17 protein-coding genes are annotated in these 20422 nt (G+C 69.0%); 14 read left to right on the top strand and 3 right to left on the bottom strand.

The window, feature by feature from the left end:
* Positions 1-184: 184 nt before the first annotated feature.
* From SD37_RS15325 to SD37_RS15380, 12 genes are all read left to right on the top strand, one after another.
* Complete coding sequence (locus SD37_RS15325; RefSeq protein WP_044850306.1) at positions 185-979, top strand: TIGR03084 family metal-binding protein; 795 nt, start codon at positions 185-187, stop codon at positions 977-979.
* The gene (locus SD37_RS15330) at positions 976-2673 is read left to right on the top strand and encodes an acyclic terpene utilization AtuA family protein (RefSeq protein ID WP_044850305.1); all 1698 of its coding nucleotides are present in this window, start codon (positions 976-978) and stop codon (positions 2671-2673) included. Before SD37_RS15325 ends, SD37_RS15330 begins: the two co-directional genes overlap by 4 nt.
* The gene (locus SD37_RS15335) at positions 2670-3818 is read left to right on the top strand and encodes an acyl-CoA dehydrogenase family protein (RefSeq protein WP_044850304.1); all 1149 of its coding nucleotides are present in this window, start codon (positions 2670-2672) and stop codon (positions 3816-3818) included. Before SD37_RS15330 ends, SD37_RS15335 begins: the two co-directional genes overlap by 4 nt.
* On the top strand, positions 3815-5413 hold the full coding sequence (locus tag SD37_RS15340; RefSeq protein ID WP_044850303.1) for an acyl-CoA carboxylase subunit beta: 1599 nt from the start codon (positions 3815-3817) through the stop codon (positions 5411-5413). Before SD37_RS15335 ends, SD37_RS15340 begins: the two co-directional genes overlap by 4 nt.
* A gap of 5 nt (positions 5414-5418) precedes the next feature.
* On the top strand, positions 5419-7371 hold the full coding sequence (locus SD37_RS15345) for an ATP-binding protein (RefSeq protein ID WP_044850524.1): 1953 nt from the start codon (positions 5419-5421) through the stop codon (positions 7369-7371).
* Positions 7368-8534: an acyl-CoA dehydrogenase family protein gene (locus SD37_RS15350; protein ID WP_083254969.1), complete on the top strand. Its 1167-nt coding sequence runs from the start codon at positions 7368-7370 to the stop codon at positions 8532-8534. The genes SD37_RS15345 and SD37_RS15350 overlap by 4 nt, the downstream gene beginning before the upstream one ends.
* A gap of 13 nt (positions 8535-8547) precedes the next feature.
* Positions 8548-9399 (top strand): SDR family oxidoreductase, encoded by an 852-nt coding sequence (locus SD37_RS15355; RefSeq protein ID WP_044850302.1) that lies wholly within the window; start codon positions 8548-8550, stop codon positions 9397-9399.
* A complete protein-coding gene (locus tag SD37_RS15360) occupies positions 9396-10037 on the top strand; it encodes a TetR/AcrR family transcriptional regulator (RefSeq protein ID WP_044850301.1) in 642 nt (213 codons plus the stop codon). Before SD37_RS15355 ends, SD37_RS15360 begins: the two co-directional genes overlap by 4 nt.
* Before the next feature lie 87 nt (positions 10038-10124).
* Entirely contained in the window at positions 10125-10394 is a 270-nt protein-coding gene (locus SD37_RS15365) for a hypothetical protein (RefSeq protein WP_145926633.1), read from the top strand.
* Positions 10395-10518: 124 nt separating this feature from the next.
* Positions 10519-11067 (top strand): hypothetical protein, encoded by a 549-nt coding sequence (locus SD37_RS15370; protein ID WP_236725374.1) that lies wholly within the window; start codon positions 10519-10521, stop codon positions 11065-11067.
* A gap of 203 nt (positions 11068-11270) precedes the next feature.
* On the top strand, positions 11271-13274 hold the full coding sequence (locus tag SD37_RS15375; RefSeq protein ID WP_236725375.1) for a CobW-like GTP-binding protein: 2004 nt from the start codon (positions 11271-11273) through the stop codon (positions 13272-13274).
* A gap of 19 nt (positions 13275-13293) precedes the next feature.
* On the top strand, positions 13294-14862 hold the full coding sequence (locus SD37_RS15380; protein ID WP_236725376.1) for an ABC transporter substrate-binding protein: 1569 nt from the start codon (positions 13294-13296) through the stop codon (positions 14860-14862).
* Positions 14863-14931: 69 nt separating this feature from the next.
* On the opposite strand, the gene SD37_RS15385 is transcribed toward SD37_RS15380, so the two are convergent.
* Positions 14932-15882 carry a chitinase gene (locus tag SD37_RS15385; protein ID WP_044850297.1) on the bottom strand — a complete coding sequence of 317 codons (951 nt, stop codon included), beginning with the start codon at positions 15880-15882 and terminating at the stop codon, positions 14932-14934.
* 228 nt (positions 15883-16110) lie between these two features.
* Here SD37_RS15385 and SD37_RS15390 point away from each other — a divergent pair, with 228 nt between their 5' ends.
* Complete coding sequence (locus SD37_RS15390; RefSeq protein ID WP_052674824.1) at positions 16111-17394, top strand: GGDEF domain-containing protein; 1284 nt, start codon at positions 16111-16113, stop codon at positions 17392-17394.
* On the opposite strand, the gene SD37_RS15395 is transcribed toward SD37_RS15390, so the two are convergent.
* Positions 17391-17846: a nucleoside deaminase gene (locus tag SD37_RS15395; RefSeq protein WP_044850296.1), complete on the bottom strand. Its 456-nt coding sequence runs from the start codon at positions 17844-17846 to the stop codon at positions 17391-17393. The genes SD37_RS15390 and SD37_RS15395 overlap by 4 nt on opposite strands.
* Before the next feature lie 126 nt (positions 17847-17972).
* Between SD37_RS15395 and SD37_RS15400 the strand changes: the two genes are divergently transcribed.
* Positions 17973-18932: a helix-turn-helix transcriptional regulator gene (locus SD37_RS15400; RefSeq protein ID WP_044850295.1), complete on the top strand. Its 960-nt coding sequence runs from the start codon at positions 17973-17975 to the stop codon at positions 18930-18932.
* Here the strand turns inward: SD37_RS15400 and SD37_RS15405 are convergent.
* Complete coding sequence (locus SD37_RS15405; protein ID WP_083254970.1) at positions 18891-20288, bottom strand: MFS transporter; 1398 nt, start codon at positions 20286-20288, stop codon at positions 18891-18893. The two genes, SD37_RS15400 and SD37_RS15405, sit on opposite strands and share 42 nt — an antisense overlap.
* Positions 20289-20422: the final 134 nt, after the last annotated feature.

Below are 20422 nucleotides of genomic sequence, written 5' to 3' on the forward strand. Positions count from 1 at the left end.
CCCGGGCCAGTGACGTGCTCAGCCCTACGCGTTCAGTCCTCTGGATGCGTAGGGCTGTCCGCGCATCCAGAGGACTGAACGCGGAGGGGGCGAGCGAGCGGCCGGGTGGGCGAGTAAAACAATCAGGCGTGCTTGCTTTTTTCGGGCGTGGGTGCCAGCCTGGGGAGGACGCGAGGAGGCGGGCATGGCTGACCTTGGCGTGATCCTTGGGGATCTCGCGGCGGAATCACAGGCCATCGACGACGTGGTGGCGGAACTGCCCGCGTCGGACTGGGCGCGGCAGACCCCGGCCGAAGGCTGGACGATCGCCCATCAGATAGCCCATCTGGCCTGGACGGACAGGAAGGCGCTGATCGCGGCGCGCGGCTCCGAGGCCGACTGGCAGGCCGAGATCGAAGGGTTGCTCGCGACGGGGGAGACCTACGTCGACAAGGGCGCCGAAGAGGGGGCGAAGAAACCGCCCCGCGAGTTGCTGGCCGAATGGCGTGCGGGCCGCGCGGAACTCGCCGAGGCGCTGGCCGCGGTGCCCGACGGCCAGAAGATCCCCTGGTACGGACCCCCGATGAGCGCGGCCTCCATGGTGACCGCGCGGCTCATGGAGGTCTGGGCCCACGGCCAGGACATCTTCGACGCGCTCGGTCTCCCGCACGAGAACACGGCCAGGATCTGGCATATCGCCCGGTTCGGGACCCGCACGCGCGACTTCGCCTACAAGCTCAACTCGCTCGCCCCGCCCGCCGAGGAGTTCCGCGTCGAGCTGGCCGCGCCCGACGGCACCACCTGGGCGTTCGGGCCCGAGGACGCCGGGCAGCGGCTCACCGGGAGCGCGGTCGACTTCTGCCTCGTCGTCACCCAGCGCCGTCATCCCGACGACACCGACCTGGTCGCCACCGGCAAGGACGTCGAGGAATGGCTCGGGATCGCGCAGGCCTTCGCCGGTCCTCCCGGTGCGGGGCGGCGGCCGGGGCAGTTCGCATGACGGCGGCCCCGATCAGGATCGGCAACGCGTCCGGGTTCTACGGCGACCGCTTCTCCGCCGTCCGCGAGATGCTCGCCGGTGGCCCGCTCGACGTGCTGACCGGCGACTACCTGGCCGAGCTGACCATGCTCATCCTCGGCCGCGACCGGATGAAGGACCCGAACCGCGGCTACGCCAAGACGTTCCTCCGCCAGATGGAGGAGAATCTCGCGCTGGCGAAGGAAAAGGGCGTCAAGATCGTCGCGAACGCCGGTGGGCTCAATCCCGCCGGGCTCGCGGACGCGCTGCGTGAACTGGCCGGGAAACTCGGTGTCGACGTCGCGGTTGCGCATGTCGAGGGTGACGATCTGATCCAGCGTGCGGAAGAACTCGGTTTCGGGAAGACGCTGACCGCCAACGCCTATCTCGGCGCGTGGGGGATCGCGGAATGCCTGAACGCCGGCGCCGACATCGTGGTGACCGGCCGGGTCACCGACGCGTCGGTGATCGTCGGCCCCGCCGCCGCGCACTTCGGCTGGGCACGTGACGACTACGACGCGCTGGCCGGTGCCGTGGTGGCCGGGCACGTGATCGAATGCGGCGCGCAGGCCACCGGAGGCAACTACGCCTTCTTCACCGAACATGAGATCGGCGTCCCGGGATTTCCCATCGCCGAGATCTCCGCCGACGGTTCCAGCGTGATCACGAAACACCCCGGCACCGGCGGAGTGGTGAACACCGGAACCGTCACCGCGCAACTGCTCTACGAAATCACCGGAGCCCGGTACGCGGGCCCCGACGTCACGGCGCGGTTCGACACGCTGACCCTGACCGAGGACGGCCCCGACCGCGTCCGGATCAGCGGCGTCACCGGCGAACCCCCGCCGCCGACACTCAAGGTCTGTCTGAACGGTCTCGGCGGCTTCCGCAACGAGACGACGTTCGTCCTCACCGGACTCGACATCGAAGCGAAAGCCGCGCTGGTCAAGGAACAACTCGAAGGCGCGCTCAAGGCCAGGCCGCCCGCCGACGTCCGGTGGACCTTGGCGCGGACCGACCACCCGGACGCCGAGACCGAGCAGCGGGCGAGCGCGTTGCTGCACGTCGCGGTGAAGGACGCCGATCCGGAGATCGCCGGGCGGGCCTTCAGCGGCGCGGCGATCGAACTCGCGCTGGCGAGCTATCCCGGCTTCCATGTCACCGCCCCGCCCGCGGCGGCCTCGCCCTACGGCGTCTACCGGGCCGCTTTCGTCGACGCGCGGGAAGTCCCCCACGTCGCCGTCCTCCCCGACGGCACGCGCCGGGAAATCGCCCAGGCCGCCGAAACCCAGGTTCTGTCCGAAGTGGACGAACCGGGACCGCCCGCTCCCTTCACCCAGGACAGGATCCGCCGGGCGCCGCTGGGCAAGGTGATCGGCGCCCGCAGCGGGGACAAGGGCGGCAGCGCGAACGTCGGCGTCTGGACGCGGTCGGACGAGGCATGGCGCTGGCTCGCGCACCGGCTCACCGTCACCGAGTTCAAGCTGCTCCTCCCGGAGACGGCGGAGCTGGAGGTCCGGCGGCATCTCCTGCCGAACCTGCGGGCGATCAACTTCGTCGTCGAAGGCATCCTCGGCGAGGGCGTCGCGTCGCAGGCGCGGTTCGACCCGCAGGCGAAGGCACTCGGGGAATGGTTGCGCTCCCGCGAGATCGACATCCCGGAGGCCCTGCTGTGACCGACCTCTTCACCACGCCGGAGCGCGTCGAGCTGCGCAAGACCGTCCGGCGCTTCACCGAAACCGAGATCCTGCCGCACCTCGACGACTGGGAACGCGCGGGCGAGCTGCCGCGCGAGCTGCACCGCAAGGCCGGGGAACTCGGGTTGCTCGGTGTCGGCTTCCCCGAGGAGGTCGGCGGCGGGGGTGGCGACTACCTCGACGCCGTCGTCATCGCCGAGGAACTGCACTACGCGGGTGGATCCGGTGGGTTGTTCGCCTCGCTGTTCACCTGCGGCATCGCCGTCCCGCATATCGCGGCCGCCGGGGATCCGGTGCAGATCGAACGCTGGGTCCGGCCGACGCTGGAAGGCGCCAAGATCGGCTCGCTCGCGGTCACCGAACCCGACGGCGGCTCCGACGTCGCCGGGATCCGCACCACCGCGGTGCGCGAGGGCGACGAGTACGTCATCAACGGCGCCAAAACCTTCATCACCTCGGGCTGCCGCGCCGATTTCGTGACCACCGTGGTCCGCACCGGCGAATCCGGCGCCCACGGGCTCTCGCTCATCGTGGTCGAACGCGGGACACCCGGGTTCACCGTGTCCCGCAAGCTGGAGAAGATGGGCTGGCTCTGCTCGGACACCGCCGAATTGTCCTATGTGGACGTCCGCGTGCCCGCCGAGAACCTGATCGGCGCCGAGAACAGCGGTTTCGCCCAGGTGGCGACGCAGTTCGTCACCGAGCGGGTTTCGCTCGCCGTGCAGGGGTACGCGCACGCACAACGCGCGCTCGATCTGACGCTGGACTGGTGCCGTCTGCGGGAGACGTTCGGCCGTCCGCTGATCTCGCGTCAGCTGGTACAGCACAAGCTCACCGAGATGGCCCGCAAGATCGACGTCGCCCGGAGCTACACCAGGCAGGTCGCGCAGCGGCACGTCGCGGGTGAAGAGGTCATCGCCGAAGCTTGTTTCGCGAAGAACACCGCCGTCGAGACCGCCGAATGGGTGGTCAACGAGGCCGTGCAGCTGCACGGCGGACTCGGCTACATGCGGGAGTCCGAAGTGGAGCGTCACTACCGTGACGTGCGCATCCTCGGTATCGGCGGCGGCACCAACGAGATCCTCACCGGCTTGGCCGCGAAGCGATTGGGATACACCGCATGAGCACCATCAGGGCAGGCGTGGACACGCGGAGCGAGGAGTTCGCCGCCAACCGCGAGTCCATGCTCGGCAAGCTCGCCGAGATCGACGGGGAGCACGCCAAGGCGATCGCGGGCGGCGGCGAGAAGTACGTCGCCCGGCACCGCAAACGCGGCAAGCTGCTCGCCCGTGAGCGGATCGAACTCCTCCTCGACGAGGATTCGCCGTTCCTGGAACTCTCGCCGCTGGCCGCCTGGGGTTCGGACTACCAGGTGGGCGCCAGTGTGATCACCGGGATCGGTGTGGTCGAAGGCGTCGAGTGCATGATCTCGGCGAGCGACCCCACGGTCAAAGGCGGCGCGAGCAATCCGTGGACGGCCAAGAAGAGCTACCGTGCCGCGGACATCGCCGCGCAGAACCGCCTGCCGGTGATCAACCTCGTCGAGTCCGGCGGCGCGGATCTGCCGACGCAGAAGGAGATCTTCATCCCCGGCGGCCGGATCTTCCGCGACCTCACGCGGTCTTCGGCGGCGAAGGTGCCCACGATCGCGCTGGTGTTCGGCAACTCCACCGCGGGCGGGGCGTACCTGCCCGGCATGTCGGACTACGTCGTGATGGTCAAGGAGCGCGCGAAGGTGTTCCTCGGCGGCCCCCCGCTGGTCAAGATGGCCACCGGTGAGGAGTCCGACGACGAATCGCTCGGCGGCGCCGAGATGCACGCCCGGACCTCCGGCCTCGCCGACTACCTCGCGGCGGACGAAGAGGACGCGATCCGGCTTGGCCGCAGCATCGTCAAACGGCTCAACTGGACCAAGCAGGGGCCGACGCCGAAGCCGGACTACGCCGAGCCGCTGTACTCCGCCGAAGACCTGCTCGGCATCGTGCCCACCGACCTCAAGGTGCCGTTCGACCCGCGCGAGGTGATCGCCAGGGTCGCCGACGGTTCCGACTTCGACGAGTTCAAACCCTTGTACGGCAGCAGTCTCGCCACCGGCTGGGCGAGCATCCACGGTTACCCGGTCGGTATCCTCGCCAACGCCCAAGGCGTGCTCTTCGGTGAGGAGTCGCAGAAGGCGGCGCAGTTCATCCAGCTGGCCAACCAGATCGACACGCCGCTGGTCTTCCTGCACAACACCACCGGCTACATGGTCGGCAAGGAGTACGAACAGAGCGGCATCATCAAACACGGCGCGATGATGATCAACGCCGTGTCGAATTCGAAGGTCCCGCATCTGTCGGTGCTCATGGGCGCCTCGTACGGCGCTGGGCATTACGGCATGTGCGGCCGTGCCTACGATCCCCGCTTCCTTTTCGCCTGGCCCAGCGCGAAATCCGCGGTCATGGGTCCGCAGCAGCTGGCGGGCGTGCTGTCCATCGTGGCCCGTGCCGCCGCGGCTTCGCGCGGGCAGGACTACAACGAGGAGCACGACGCGGCCATGCGCGCCATGGTGGAGGGCCAGATCGAAGCGGAGTCGATGCCGATGTTCCTCTCCGGGATGCTCTACGACGACGGGATCATCGATCCCCGCGACACCCGCACGGTGCTCGGGCTCAGCCTGTCCGTGATCCACAATGGACCAGTGAAGGGCGCCGAAGGCTTCGGCGTCTTCAGGATGTGAGCGGCATGATCGAGAAACTTCTGGTCGCCAACCGCGGGGAGATCGCGCGCCGCGTGTTCCGCACCTGCCGCGACGCCGGGATCGGGACGGTCGCGGTGTTCTCCGACGCGGACGCGGACGCTCCGCACACCGCCGAGGCGGATGTCGCCGTCCGGCTGCCGGGGAACGCGCCGTCCGACACTTATCTCCGCGCCGAACTGCTGATCAAGGCGGCCGTCGAGACCGGCGCCGACGCGATCCACCCCGGCTACGGTTTCCTTTCGGAAAACGCCGCGTTCGCCCGCGCCGTCCTCGACGCCGGACTCACCTGGATCGGGCCGCCGCCGGAGGCCATCGAGAGTATGGGCTCCAAGGTCGAGTCCAAGCGGATGATGGCCGAAGCCGGTGTCCCGGTCCTGTCCGAATTGGACCCGGCCGAGGTCACCGAAGCCGACCTTCCCTTGCTGGTCAAGGCCTCCGCCGGAGGTGGCGGCCGCGGTATGCGTGTCGTGCGCTCGCTCGGCGAACTCGCCGAAGCCGTCGAAGGGGCCAGTGCCGAAGCGGCGTCGGCGTTCGGCGACCCGACGGTGTTCTGCGAGCGGTACCTGGAAACCGGGCGCCATATCGAGGTCCAGGTGCTCGCCGACACCCACGGCACGGTGTGGGCGGTGGGGGAGCGGGAGTGCTCGATCCAGCGCCGCCACCAGAAGGTGGTCGAAGAGGCGCCGTCCCCGTTCGTCGACGAACCCATGCGGGAGGCGCTGTTCGACGCCGCGCGCAAGGCGGCGCAGGCGATCGACTACGTCGGCGCGGGCACGGTCGAGTTCCTCGCCGGTCCGGACGGGCGGTTCTACTTCCTGGAGATGAACACCCGGCTCCAGGTGGAGCATCCGGTCACCGAGGCCACGACCGGACTCGACCTCGTCGCGCTGCAGCTGCGGATCGCCGAGGGTGCGCACCTGCCGATCGAGGAGCCGGAGACACGGGGGCACGCGATCGAGGTCCGGCTCTACGCCGAGGACCCGTCGGCGGGCTGGCAGCCGCAGAGCGGCACCCTGCACCGGTTCGAGGTTCCCACGGCACAGCGGGAATTCGAAGTCGGTCCGGGCGTCCGGCTCGACTCCGGGTTCGTCAGCGGCCAGACCGTCGGCGTGCACTACGACCCGATGCTCGCCAAGGTGATCGCCTACGCCCCGGATCGCCGGAGCGCGGCTCGCGCTCTGGCCGGGGCCTTGGCCGGTGCCGAGATCCACGGCGTGGTCACCAACCGGGACCTGCTGGTGAACGTACTCCGGCACGAGGCTTTCCTCGCGGGCGAGACCGACACGGCGTTCTTCGATCGCCACGGGCTCGAAACCTTGGCCCGGCCACTGGCCACAGTGGACAGTGTACGGATTTCCGCGCTCGCCGCCGCGCTGGCAGGCGCGGCCGCGAACCGCTCGGCCGCCCGGGTGCAGGGACGACTGCCGAGCGGATGGCGGAATGTCCGCTCGCAAGGGCAGCGCAAACGTTTCCGTCAAGGGGACGACGAGATCGAGGTCGTTTACAGTCTGGGCCGGGACGGCCTGCGCGCCGAGGGTTTCGAAGGCGTGGAGCTGGTTTCGGCCGGGAACGACGGCGTGGTCCTGGAGGTCTCCGGGGTGCGGCGGAAGTTCGCCGTCGCCCGGTACGGCGACACGGTGTACGTCGATTCGCCGGAAGGCACCGTCGAACTGGGCGTGGTGCCGAGGTACACCGATCCCGACGCGGCGCTCGCTGCCGGTTCGCTCGTGGCGCCGATGCCGGGCACGGTCGTCCGGCTCGCGGTCGAGGCCGGGGACACCGTCAAGACCGGCGATCCGTTGCTGTGGCTGGAAGCGATGAAGATGGAACACCGGATCGCGGCGCCCGCCGACGGCGTCGTGACGGAACTCCCGGTGGTCGTCGGACAACAGGTCGAAGTGGGCACGATCCTCGCGGTGGTAGGAGAGAACGAATGAACGCGATGAACTTCACCGAACCCGAGGAGCGCGTCGCGCTGCGGGCGGCGGTCGCCGAACTCGGCAAGAAGTACGGGCACGAGTACTACGCCAAACAAGCCCGCGCCGGGCTCAAGACCGAGGAACTCTGGGCCGAGGCCGGGCGGCTGGGCTACCTCGGTGTGAACCTGCCGGAGGAGTACGGTGGCGGGGGAGCGGGGATCGCGGATCTCGCCGCGGTGCTCGAAGAACTGGCCGCGGCGGGCTGCCCGCTGCTGCTCATGGTCGTCTCGCCGGCGATCTGCGGCACGGTCATCTCGCGCTTCGGCACCGACGAGCAGAAGAAGCGCTGGCTGCCCGGGATCGCCGACGGCACCCGGCGGATGGTCTTCGCGATCACCGAACCCGACGCCGGGTCGAACTCGCACAAGATCACCACCACCGCGAAACGTGACGCCGACGGCTGGGTCCTCAGTGGACGGAAGGTCTACATCTCCGGCGTCGACGAGGCGGACGCCGTCCTGGTCGTCGGCCGCACCGAGGACGCGAAGACCGGCAAGCTCAAGCCCGCCTTGTTCACCGTCCCGACCGACGCGCCCGGTTTCGAGTACAAGCAGATCGAGATGGACATCATCTCGCCGGAGAAGCAGTTCGGCCTGTTCCTCGACGACGTCCACCTGCCCGCCGACGCGCTGGTCGGTGAGGAGGACGCGGCGATCGCGCAGCTGTTCGCCGGGCTCAACCCCGAACGCATCATGGGCGCGTCGTTCTCGCTCGGTATCGCCCGCTACGCGCTGGGCAAGGCCGTCTCCTACGCCAACGAACGCAAGGTGTGGGGCGCGCCGATCGGCACCCACCAGGGCCTCGCGCATCCGCTGGCCGAGATCAAGATCGAGCTGGAACTGGCCAAGCTGATGACGCAGAAGGCGGCGTCGCTCTACGACTCCGGTGACGATTTCGGCGCGGGCGAGTCGGCGAACATGGCGAAGTACGCCGCGGCCGAGGTCGCCATCCGCGCGGTCGACCAGGCCGTGCAGACCCACGGCGGCAACGGCCTCGCCAGCGAATACGGGCTGGGCACGCTGGTCACGGCCGTCCGCCTCGGCCGGATCGCGCCGGTGAGCCGCGAGATGGTGCTCAACTTCGTCGGCCAGCACAGCCTCGGCCTGCCCCGGTCCTACTGAGAGGCCGCGAACCATGAGCACGCTCCACGGCAAGACGATCATCATCTCCGGTGGCAGCCGCGGGATCGGCGAGGCCATCGCGGTCCGCGCCGCCCGCGACGGGGCGAACATCGCCCTGCTGGCCAAGACCGCCGAGCCGCATCCGAAGCTGCCGGGCACGCTCTACACCGCGGCCAAGGCGATCGAGGACGCCGGCGGTCAGGCGCTGCCGATCGTCGGCGACGTCCGCGACGACACCTCGGTCGAGGCGGCGGTCGCCCGGACCGCGGAGCAGTTCGGCGGCATCGACATCGTGCTCAACAACGCCAGCGCGATCGACCTGACCCCGACCGAATCGGTCAGCATGAAGCGCTACGACCTGATGCAGGACATCAACGCACGCGGCTCGTTCCTGCTGTCGAAACTCGCCATCCCATACCTGAAACTGGCGGAGAACGCGCACATCCTGACCCTGTCGCCGCCGATCAGCCTCGACGAGAAGTGGTTCCAGGCCGGGCATCTCGCGTACAGCATCGCGAAGTACTCGATGAGCCTGGTGACCGTCGGGCTCGCCGCGGAACTGCGGCAGTACGGGATCGCGGCGAACTCGCTGTGGCCGAGGACCACGATCGACACCGCGGCGATCCGCAACGTCGTCGGCAGCGAACTGGCGGCGAAGTCGCGGACGCCGGAGATCATGGCGGACGCGGCGCACGCGATCCTCACCAAACCGAGCCGCGAGGCGACGGGGAACTTCTACCTCGACGACGAGGTGCTCGCCGCCGAAGGGGTCACGGACTTCTCGAAGTACCGCATCGGTGAGCGGGAGGAAGACCTGCAGCTCGATTTCTGGGTCGAAGGCCGTACCCCGGAATCAGGGCCATGATCCGCGAACCGCAGCAGGAACGCAGCCGCACCACGCGGCGGCGGCTCGTCGAGGCCGCCGTCGAGACCATCGGCGAGCTGGGCTGGAACGGGACCACCGTCGCGCTGATCGCCGAACGCGCCGGGGTCTCGCGCGGTGCCGCGCAGCACCACTTCCCGACGAGGGAGGACCTGGTCGCGGCCGCGGTCGAGCACGTCGGGGAGATCCAGATCGTGGAACTGCGCTCCCGCGCGGCCGAGCTGCCCTCCGGGCGGTCGCGGATCGAACGGGCCGTCGACATGGTGCTCAATCTCTACAGCGGGCCGATGTTCCGCGCCGCGCTCCACCTGTGGGTCGCGGCGTCGACCGACGAGGCGCTGCGCGCGACCCTGGTGCCCCTGGAGGCGCGGGTCGGCCGGGAGGCACACCGGGTGACCGTCGAGCTTCTCGGCGTCGACGAGTCCCACCAGGGCGTTCGTGAGCTGGTCCAGGCCACTCTCGATCTTGCCCGCGGGCTGGGCCTGGCGAATCTGCTGACCGATGACACGAAGCGCCGCAAGCAGATCGTCGCCCAGTGGGCGCGGGTGCTGGAACCGACGCTGGCGCCCGCGAAAAGCACGGAAAACTCACGGAACCGAGAAGTCACCGACAACGTCTGAGATCTTGTTAACACTGATGGAGCAGCGGCCGATAACACGGTGTGAGTGCTGCCGATTCAGGTGGCTGATCGAGAGAGGTCCAGTCCGGTGTCCGGTTCAGAGGTCGAACTGTCCCATCGAGCCATGGCGATGCTGCGAGCGGTCGCGGCCCGCCGCGCCCAGATGTCGTGCAGCTGCGAGCCGGATCTCTTCATCGACGGTTTCGCCTGTTGTGACCAGATGACCGCGCACGCCCTCGCGCACGGCGGCTACATCCGCCCCGCCGAGTCCACCGGCCTCTCCGCCGTCACCGGCCGCGTGCCCGCCGAACTGACCGAGGCGGGCGAGGCGGCGCTGGCCGTCACGGTCGCCGCCTGACGATCTCCTCGTCCCCGTCCGTCCGGTGTGGACCACACCCGTTTACAACCGGCTGCCGCGTTCCTAGGATCCACCCCGGGATGAGGCCGTCGCGCTACGCGACGGACCGGGTTGGGAGGTGCCGATGGCACGCACGGCTCGCCGCGATGACGGTGGGGACGCCCTGAGCGAGTTGATGCGGGAAGCCGGTGCGGCACCCCGTCGCCGGGGGCCGCGCGGGCCGAAACACCGGGCTCCGGACACCACCGGTCCCGGTAGCCGGAAGGTCCGGCGGATCTCCGCGCTTTCGGCGGGCGGTGTCGTCGTCTGTGGCCTGCTCGCCGTGTGGCTCACCCCGGGGGATCCGGCCGAGGTCATTCCCGGTGCGCCGCTCCCGCCGCCGTCGTTGACCATCGCCCCGCAGGCGGTCGAATTCCCGGACGACGCGGTGCCTTCGCCTGTCCCGTCGGGACCGTCGGGTGGCAGTGTCGCGCCCCCGCCGCCGCTGACCGCGTCGATGCACGGCACGGAGACGCCGTCTCCCACCCCGGCGCCCGCGCCTTCCGAAGAACGGCAGGATCCGCGCGCCGGCCGTCACGACAACGATGGGTACTACGACTGGTACCGCGACTGGTACTACGGCGGATATCGCGGTGGTCATCCGGGCGGCCGTCAGCCGCAATGGGGCGGGTAGCGCCATTCGGGTGATCGGCGCTATCGCTGACCGTCGATCAAGAATTACAGTTCATGCCGGATTTCGTCCTTTCGTGTCTGCTCTGACTTTTCCGGTGTTCCGGCCCCGATCAAGTACCTACGATGGTCCGCACTCTCTTTCCCTTCCGGATCACTGCTAGGGGCTGAACAGGAAAAATGAGTGTGGGCCGACATTCTCCCGCGGTGCAGCTCGCCCGGAGAATGCTGATCAACCGCGAGACGGGGGATCCGTCCCGCCCGCAGCCGGTGACGGTGCTGCTCGGACCGGTCGGTTCGGGGAAGACCACGGCGCTGGAGGCGATCCGCCGCGACCTGGGCTGGGGTGTCGTGCACGCGGGATTCGATTTCGGGCACGGCGGCCGGGCGAGCACGATCGACGTGCTCACGAAACTGGCCTACTCGTTGTCGAATAAATGGCGGAATCGCCCGAAACCGCAGTTCGTTCGTTTCACTATTGCGTTGATCGCAGTTCAGGCGGAACTTTCCGGCCGGAATCGTGACGAAGATCTGAGTCAACTGAAGGTGTTGATCAACAGTTTCCACGGGATCCGCTGGACGCCGTCGATGGACGCGGTGCTCGACACGCTGACCGAGACGGCGAAGGCGACCGGTCTCGTCGAGCCGTCGTACGCGGCGGTGTTCCGCCAGACGTTCCCGCATCTGGTCCGCAACATCCGGCCGAGGCTCGGCAAGGCACTGCGGTCACTCGCCGACTTCCCGAACGCCGAGGGCAGGACGCCGTTCGACGCGCTGCTCGAACTCAACCGGCTCGCGCACGGCAGTGCCCGTGACGCGAAGGCGGTCACCGAGTGGCTGATGGCGGCGTTCCTCGGCGACGTCCGGGAGAACCATCCACGGATGGCCAAGCCGGAGGAGAAGAGCCCCTGCGCCTGCGACATCTCGCCGCGGCGCAGGCACTGGCACAACTGGGTGATCGCGCTCGACGACGTCGACCACGCCGGCGGGACCGAATTCCTCGCCGACCTGATCACGGCACGGGAACGCTTCGCCGTCCAGCATCCGAACGACCGCGAGGCGCACGACGCGCTGCTGGTCATCGCCACCAGCGGGCGATGGCACGACGACTGGGGCATCGCCTGGCTGGCGCCGTGGAAACCCGTGTCCGGCGCGCCGCCCACGGTCCGGCCGGTGGCGGACTGCGAGGAAGCCTCGTATGACGCCTGGGCGAATCCGGGGCCTGGTGTGCTCGAATCGCCCTACTACCCGGTCCGGCTCGCGGCTCAGCCGATCGGGCTGATCGCGCGCGTCCTCGATTCCGGCGCGGGGACCCCGAAGGTCGGGCTCGCGCACCGGGCGACCGGTGGACTGCCCTCGGCGGTCGAGCAGCTCGCCGGACAGTTGCGGACGAGCGACGTGCGGGAAGGCGACCGCGGCGTGCTCACCACCGATCCCCGTGGCGGGCAGGATCCTTGCTATCGCAGGCTGACCGAACTGAAGCTGACCGAGCATCTCGACGACGTCCACATCGACGATTTCGTGACCGCGGCCCCGTTCGCGACCGCGCCCTGGCTGATCCCGGACGCCGCGCAGAGCCGGATCGCCCAGCCGCACGTCGGGCGGATCCTGACCGAACTGCGCACCGCGCTGTGGGTGACGGCGAAGAACTCGGCCGGAACGACCGACGACCAGGCGGCCCTGCATCCGTGGATCGCGGCGAACCTGGTGTCCGCGCTGGCCCGGCGAGGGGACGGGGACGGGCCGACCTACACCGGCCAGTTCAAGGCCCTGCGCGACGATCCGGACACCGCGCAGGACCCGGTGCGCCTGGCCTACTGCAACCTCGCGCTGGGCGACATCAGCGAGGTGGTCACCTTCTTCGAGCACGAGTTCAACCGGATCCCGCATGCGGAGTGGGTCGCGAAACTCGAACTGGTCCTGAACGCGCCGGACGATCTGCCGCCCGAGCGGTACCACGCGGAGCTGTACGACGAGCTGGTCAACGTCGACGCCGAACTCCATCCCACCGGCCGGTCCGAGATCCGCAACAACGTCGCCCGGCTCATCGCGGCGGGCCGGCTGGCCGCCAACCCGTTCGCGGTCCGCGGGCAGGACCAGCACCAGGTGATCGCGAACGCCTTCGCCGCGCTGGCCACGACCTCGCATCGTCCCGACGTCGGCGCGCTCGTGTCGGCCAAAGACCTCGCCCGTCGCGGCGAATTCCCCTGAACCCGAACGGAATACCGTCATGTCCTGGCTCGACGCGTTGAGAACCCGTATGTCCCGTGCCCGCGAACGCGCGGCGACGGGCCCGCCGGTGCGCCCCCGCGGCTGGGCACACCGTCACCGCGCGCTGCTGATCGCGGTCGTGGTCGTGCTGGTGGGCGCCGTGCTGGTGGGACTCAAACCGTGGGAGTCCTGTGGCACCGGGCTGAGCGCGGTGGACGCGGACGAGGAGTCGGTCGGCTCGTCGTACGTCTGCGTCGGACTGAACCTCGATTCCGGTCCGTTGCGGGACGACGATCCGCTCGACCCGCTGGAAAAGCTCATCAAGGCCCGCAACGACGCGGCGGGCGAGAACTTCAAGACCATCGTGGTGCTGGAGAACCTCGCCCCGGATCCGAAAGTCGACAGCCAGCCGTTCCTGTTCGTCCGGCGCGAGATCCAGGGCGCGATCACCGCCGCCTGGCCGAAGAACGGACCGCCGGGGATCAAGCTCCTGCTGGCCAACTACGGGAGCAACGCCGACCACTGGCGCGTCGTCGCCGACGAGATCATCGCCGCGGCCGCCGCCCAGCGGATCGTGGCGGTGACCGATATCGGCACCAGTTCGGAGAACAGCCGGGCGTTGGTGGCCGAACTGTCCCAGCACGGCATCGCCTCCATCGGCGCCACGGTCACCGCGGACAACATGAACACCGACCCGAAGGGCTCGCGGATCGACAACTTCTTCCGCGTGGGCCCGACCAACACCGACGAGGCGCGCGCCGCCGCGGGGTACATCTCGGCGCACGGCTTCCGTCGCGTGATGATGATCCAGGGTGTCAGCAAGGAGGACACCTACGCGACCACGCTCGCCGAGGCCTTCAAGAGCGCGTCGAAGGTCCCTGTCATCTTCACGAAGACCTACGACGTCAAACCGCTCGCCGACACCTCGCGCGAGGCCTATCTGCGGGGACTGTTCAGCAGATGGCACAACGACATCTGCGGGGCCAAACCCGATCTGATCTACTTCGCCGGGCGAGGACTCGATCTCGGCGCCCTCGTGGCGGCGCTCGCCGGGGACGGCGCCTGCGAAGGGCTCGACTCGGTCACCGTGATGACCGGGGACGACGCGAGCACCCTCGCCGGCAATCCGTTGCCGCTGGACAAGGACATCGCCGTCCGGCTCCGCTACACGGCGCTGGCCTATCCCGACCAGTGGGACATGTTCACCGCCGATCCGGCCTATCCGACGTACAAGAAGAACTACGACAACTTCATCGCCGAATTCACCGGTACCCATGGTTTCCCCAAGGGGGAACTATGGGACGGCGCCGCGATGATCGAACACGACGCGGTCGCTGCGGCGGTCGAGGCGGCGGTGCAGAACGTGTCGGCGGATCCGGTTTCGGTGCCGAACGTGCTGCGCGGCATCGACTGCAACTCCTCGGTGCCCGGCGCCACCGGATTCGTCGCCTTCGACCAGGCGACCGGGAACCAGCTCGACAAGGCGCTGCCGATCCTGTCCATCGCGCCGGACGGATCCGTGCATCCGGTCGACCTCGTGTGGTCGCGAGGACGTCCGTTGAACACCGCCCCGGACTGTGGCCGTTAAAGAACGTGTACCGGCTCGTGCGTGGTGATGACGGTTCTAACCGTCATCCCCACTCACGAGGCCTTTTCGTCAGCCGGTGTACCCCGCCACGATCTTGGTGTAGTCGTACTTGCCCTGTGCGATTCCCGCGCAGTTGTTGCAATCGCGGTTCACCGCCCAGAACGACAGCCGGGCGAGATGTTTGCTCGCCGCGTAGTCGCGGATCGCGCGGAAGTCGGCGACGCTGACGGTCTCGCCTGCCACGTCGGTCTTCCCGTTCATCGACGAGAGCCCGCTGCGCCGGTAGGCCGCGTCGTCGCTCAGGCCGAAGGTGGATTTCACGACGTTCTTCAGTCCGTCCACGGCACTGCGGGTCTTGCCGGCCATGTCACCACCGCTGGAGAAGTCGAACGGCATGACCGACCACGCGTCGACGCCCGCGCCGAGCACCTTCGACTGGTTGATCAGCCGTTTGCCGGTCGCGTTGGGGCCGCCGACCTCGGTCGGGATGGTGATGACCACGCGCAGGCCGGGATTCTTCTGCTTCGTGATCTTGATGGCGTTCAGGATCCGGTCCTGGACGGTGTAATTCTCGAACTCGTCGGTGTTCTCGATGTCGAGGTCGATCGCCTTGAGCTTGTAGGCGTCGATGACCTTCTGGTACGCGCCGGCGAGTGCCGTGGCGGTGCCGCATTTCGAGCCCAGCTTCGTGCCGGACCAGCCGCCGAACGACGGGATGACGTCCCCGCCCTTGGCCCGGATGTTGGCGATCATCGTGGCGTCGGAGCCGGTGAGCGAACGGCTGCCGTCCCATTTCGGGTTGCAGCCGCCGTCGGAGAGGATGAACGCGAGGGTGAAGGCCTTGACCCCGGTGGCGTTCATCGCGGCGATCGGGTCCGTCTGTCCCGACCACTGGTACAGATACGGCGAGGCGAGCACCGCGTCCGGGGCCGCCGAGGCGACGGGGGCGAGGCCGACGGCCGTGGCGAGAGCGGCGCCGACGGTGGTGGCCAGTGTCGCCCAGCGTCGTAGGGATTTCATAGGTCCTCCAACTGGTACGCGCGTGACGAGACGCGCAGGTGTGGAGCACCTCCGTCTTGACGCGGCGTATCAACCAGGAGGCCACTGTGTGCTCACTCACGGTGGACTAGACCATTGAGGACTGTCAAGAATTCACCGGGTTTCCCGGCGGGAACGACCGACCTTAGTAGGGGGTCATGACCCGGAAAGCGGATCGACAGCATCGCGATTACCGGCTAGTTTGCCGAAATGGTGGGGGACTCCCTGATGGCGACCGGAAGCCGCGGCCGAAGAGACCGGCTCGCCGCGCCGCGGCGCCTGCTGGGGACCTGGAGCCTGTGGGAACTACCCAGGCGGGGCCTGATCGGGTACCTGCTTCTCATCGACGCGGCCGCGCTGGCCGCCACCGCCTACCTCTTCGCGCTGCGGCCGCCCGCGTCGTCGTCGCTGCTCCCGTTTTCCGCTCTGCTGGCGGGAATGATCCTGAGTTCGGAGTTCTCGCGTCCCGTCGAGCGGTCCCGCGCCGACACCCGGCTCGGCGCCGGCCTGGACGCCGCCTGGATCTTCGCGGGCGCGCTGCTGCTGCCGCCTGCGCTGGCCGCCGTGCTCGTCGTCGTCTCGGCGGGGTACCGCTGGTTGCGGATCCGGCGCGGGATCCCGCATCGCCAGGTCTTCGCGGCCTGCGCCACCATGTTGTCCGCCGTCGCGGCCGCACTGGTGCCCATCCTGGTCGGGGCCGCGCCGTTCGCCGAAGCGGAAAGGGATTTCCAGGGCTTCGCGCTGGCCTTCGCCACCGGTCTGGTGTTCCTCTCCGTCGACGCCGCCCTCGCCGCCCCGGCGGCCGAATTCGGGGCGGAACCGTCGGGATTCGCCTTCGACGCGGCAATGGTCGCGTTCGGACTGTTACTCGCGTGGTCGGCGGTGGATTGGCCGTTCGTCACTGTGGTACTCGCCGGGGCGCTCGTGGTACTGCACCGGGCGGGGACGATGCGCGCCCTGCGCGGCCACGCCGGCACGGACGCCGGAACCGGGCTGCTCACCGCGTCGTCCTGGTTGGACGGTGCCCGCACGCAGTTCGAGCTGCTTCGCGGCGGTGGCACCGATCTTTCGCTGCTGATGCTCGATTTGGACCGCTTCGCGCGGCTGAACGACGAGCACGGCAGGCACGTCGGCGACGACGTCCTGCGCGCCGTCGCGGACACATTGCGCGCCGAGGTCCGCGCCGCGGATCTGGTCGGCCGGTTCGGCGGCGAGGAGTTCGTCGTCCTCCTCCCCGGCACGAGCCGGTTCGACGCGCACGCCATCGCCGAGCGCATCCGGCTGCGGATCGCGTCGACGTCTGTCTCATTGGGTGGGACGTCGCCGGGTGACCCGCTGTTCGCCGGGGTGACCGTTTCGATCGGCGTCTCCTCGCATCCCGCCGACGGCGACACGCTCGACCGGCTCGTCGGCGCGGCGGATCAGGCGCTGCGCGCGGCGAAGTCGGCGGGCCGCAACCGGACCGTCGTCTTCGAGGCCGAGGAATCGCTCTAGCGCTCTGTCGGGACCCCGATGTCCTCGAACCACAGTTCCGGATGATCCCGAATGAACTCGGTCATCAGCGCGGTGCAGGCCGGGTCGTCGAGGAGGGTGATCTCGACGCCGTTCTCCTCGAGCCAGCCATGCCCGCCCTCGAAGGTCGCCGCTTCGCCGATGATCACCCGGCCGATGCCGAACTGGCGCACGAGCCCGCTGCAGTACCAGCACGGGGACAGCGTGGTGACCATGATCGTGTCCCGGTAGTGCGGCCGCCTGCCCGCGTTCCGGAACGCGGAGGTCTCGGCGTGCATCGACGGGTCGCCGTCCTGGACCCGGCGGTTGTGCCCGCGGCCGAGCAGGACGCCGTCGGTGTCGAACAACGCGGCGCCGATCGGGACCCCGCCCTCGGCCTTGCCGAGTTCGGCCTCCTCGCGGGCGACGGACAGCAGGTGCACGGGATCGATCACCCGGCCACCTTACGGTCTCGTGAGTGGTGATGACGGTTCTAACCGTCATTACCACTCACGAGCCGATCGCGGACCGGAGCTGTCCTCGATCTCTGCCAGACTCCTTCCCATGAAGCGAGCGAACCGATGACCACGGCCACGTCGGCACGGCTGCTGAGGTTGCTTTCCCTGCTGCAGGCGCGGCGCGACTGGCCGGGCGCGGATCTGGCCGACCGGCTGCAGGTGGACGTCCGCACGGTCCGGCGCGACGTCGAGCGGCTGCGGGAACTGGGCTACCCGGTGCACGCCACCCCCGGTGTCGCGGGCGGCTACCGGCTCGGCGCCGGGGCCGCGCTGCCGCCGCTGCTGCTGGACGACGACGAGGCCGTCGCGGTCGCCGTCGGGCTCCGGACGGCGGCGAACGGGACGGTGTCGGGGATCGAGGAGACCTCGGTCCGCGCGCTCGCGAAACTGGAGCAGGTGCTGCCCGCCCGGCTGCGGCACCGGGTGACCGCGCTGAACACCGCCATGATCCCGCTCGGCGGCGTCGTCCCGGTCATCGACGCGGAGGCGCTCACCGTCATCGCGTCCGCGTGCCGCGACCACCAGCGGCTCCGGTTCGGCTACCGCAGTCACCACGGCGACGTCAGCGAGCGCTACATCGAGCCGTTGCGCCTGGTGCACACCGGGCGCCGGTGGTACCTGGTCGCGTTCGACCTCGACCGGGACGACTGGCGGACCTTCCGCGTCGACCGTATCGACGGCGTCCCGGACATCAGTTTCCGGTTCACACCGAGGGAACCGCCCGCCGAGGACCTCGCGGCGTACGTCTCCCGCGGGATCACCTCCTCGCCGTATCCGCACCAGATGGTGCTGCGGGTGAACACGCCGGCGGAAGCGCTCGCCGAATACGTGTCCCCGACCGTCGGGACGATCGAAGCCATCGACGAGCACACCTGCCGGGTCAGGGTCGGCTCCAACGACCTCTCCGTGATGCCCTACTACCTCGCCCATTGGGACGTCGACTTCGTGGTGGAGGAGGCGCCGGACGAGGTCAAAGAGCGGCTACGGCTGGTCGCCGACCGCTTCGCGCGGTCGGTCGACTGAGTCCGGAATGGACTGCGCCGCCCGGCGCGCGCGTTTGGCCAGCAGGCCGATCGAGCCGAGCGAGATCAGGGCCAGCACGATGATGTAGAGCGAAACCGACATCGACGTCCCGGTGGATTCCAGCAGCAGCACCATGATGAACGGTGCGAGCCCGCCGCCGACGACCGCGCTGATCTGGTAGCCGAGCGAGGCGCCGGTGTAGCGCATCTCGGCGGTGAACAGTTCGGCGAAGAGCGCCGCCTGCGGGCCGTACATGATGCCGAGGAACAGCGATCCGACGAACGAGGCGACCACGAACAGCGGCAGCGAAGCCGTGTCGATCAGCAGGAACATCGGGATCGCCCAGAGCGCGCCGCCCGCCGCACCGAAGGTGTAGATCTTGAGCCTGCCGATGCGGTCGGACAGCTTCGCCGAGAGCGGGATGATCGCCAGTTGCAGCGTGCTGATCAGCAGGGTCGCGACGAGCACGGTGGTCCGCGACATCCCCAGATGGCGGGTGGCGTAGTCGAGGACGCCGTTGAGCAGAATGTAGAACGTGGCGGTGTTGACCATGAACGAGCCGCCCGCCAGCAGGACGGTGCCCTTGTGGTGGCGCAGCACCTCACGCAGCGGCGACTTCCCCCGGCCGCGTTCCTCGGCCGCGAGTTTCGCTTCGGCACGGCGGTATTCCGGCGTCTCGTCGATCTTGACGTGCATGTACCAGGCCAGCGCGAGCACGAGGATGCCGACCAGGAACGGGATCCGCCACGCCCAGGTGAGGAAGTCCGAAGGCGGCGCGACTTGCGCGGCGATCAGGAACACCGTGTTCGCCAGTACCACGCCGATCGGGACGCCGAGCTGCACCAGGCTGCCGTAGAGACCGCGTTTGCCGGGTGGCGCGTATTCGGTGGCGAGCAGCATCGCGCCGCCCCACTGGGCACCGACGGCGACACCCTGCACGAGCCGCAGCAGCACCAGGATGATCGGCGCGGCGATGCCGATCGTGTCGTAGGTCGGCAGCAGGCCGATCAGCGTGGTCGCCGCCCCCATCAGCGCGATCGCCATGACCAGTACGGGTTTCCGCCCGCGTTTGTCGCCGAGGCTGCCCGCGATGATCCCGCCGAGCGGCCGGGCGAGGAAGCCGACCGCGAAGGTGGCGAACGAGGCGAGGACGCCGGCCGCGGCGTTGGCGGTGGGGAAGAAGGTCTTCCCGAAGACCAGGGCGGCCGCGATCCCGAAGACGAAGTAGTCGTACCACTCGACGGACGAGGCGAGGGCCGCGGCGGTCGCGGCCCTTCTGCGCTGGGACACGGTGATCGTCGGTTCGGTGACGGGCTCGGGGGCTGTTTCGGGGGCGTTCTGTGCACTGTCGGCCATCGGTGTGCCCTTCGCTCGGCGCTGCTGCGGCGACGCAGTCCGGGCAAATTAACAACCGCTTAGTATGTGGTCAACGTCTCATCGGGTAAATCTCGATACCGACCGGTTGGTATGTCACTCTGGTGGCGGTATCG

It is taken from the genome of Amycolatopsis orientalis, assembly GCF_000943515.2.
Classification (GTDB): Bacteria; Actinomycetota; Actinomycetes; order Mycobacteriales; family Pseudonocardiaceae; genus Amycolatopsis; species Amycolatopsis orientalis.

Bases quoted from the DNA above. Each gene is read 5' to 3' on its own strand.
- SD37_RS15325 (WP_044850306.1), top strand. From the start codon at position 185: ATGGCTGACCTTGGCGTGATCCTTGGGGATCTCGCGGCGGAATCACAG.
- SD37_RS15330 (WP_044850305.1), top strand. From the start codon at position 976: ATGACGGCGGCCCCGATCAGGATCGGCAACGCGTCCGGGTTCTACGGC.
- SD37_RS15340 (WP_044850303.1), top strand. From the start codon at position 3,815: ATGAGCACCATCAGGGCAGGCGTGGACACGCGGAGCGAGGAGTTCGCC.
- SD37_RS15345 (WP_044850524.1), top strand. From the start codon at position 5,419: ATGATCGAGAAACTTCTGGTCGCCAACCGCGGGGAGATCGCGCGCCGC.
- SD37_RS15350 (WP_083254969.1), top strand. From the start codon at position 7,368: ATGAACGCGATGAACTTCACCGAACCCGAGGAGCGCGTCGCGCTGCGG.
- SD37_RS15355 (WP_044850302.1), top strand. From the start codon at position 8,548: ATGAGCACGCTCCACGGCAAGACGATCATCATCTCCGGTGGCAGCCGC.
- SD37_RS15360 (WP_044850301.1), top strand. From the start codon at position 9,396: ATGATCCGCGAACCGCAGCAGGAACGCAGCCGCACCACGCGGCGGCGG.
- SD37_RS15370 (WP_236725374.1), top strand. From the start codon at position 10,519: ATGGCACGCACGGCTCGCCGCGATGACGGTGGGGACGCCCTGAGCGAG.
- SD37_RS15380 (WP_236725376.1), top strand. From the start codon at position 13,294: ATGTCCTGGCTCGACGCGTTGAGAACCCGTATGTCCCGTGCCCGCGAA.
- SD37_RS15385 (WP_044850297.1), bottom strand. From the start codon at position 15,882: ATGAAATCCCTACGACGCTGGGCGACACTGGCCACCACCGTCGGCGCC.
- SD37_RS15390 (WP_052674824.1), top strand. From the start codon at position 16,111: ATGGTGGGGGACTCCCTGATGGCGACCGGAAGCCGCGGCCGAAGAGAC.
- SD37_RS15400 (WP_044850295.1), top strand. From the start codon at position 17,973: ATGACCACGGCCACGTCGGCACGGCTGCTGAGGTTGCTTTCCCTGCTG.
- SD37_RS15405 (WP_083254970.1), bottom strand. From the start codon at position 20,288: ATGGCCGACAGTGCACAGAACGCCCCCGAAACAGCCCCCGAGCCCGTC.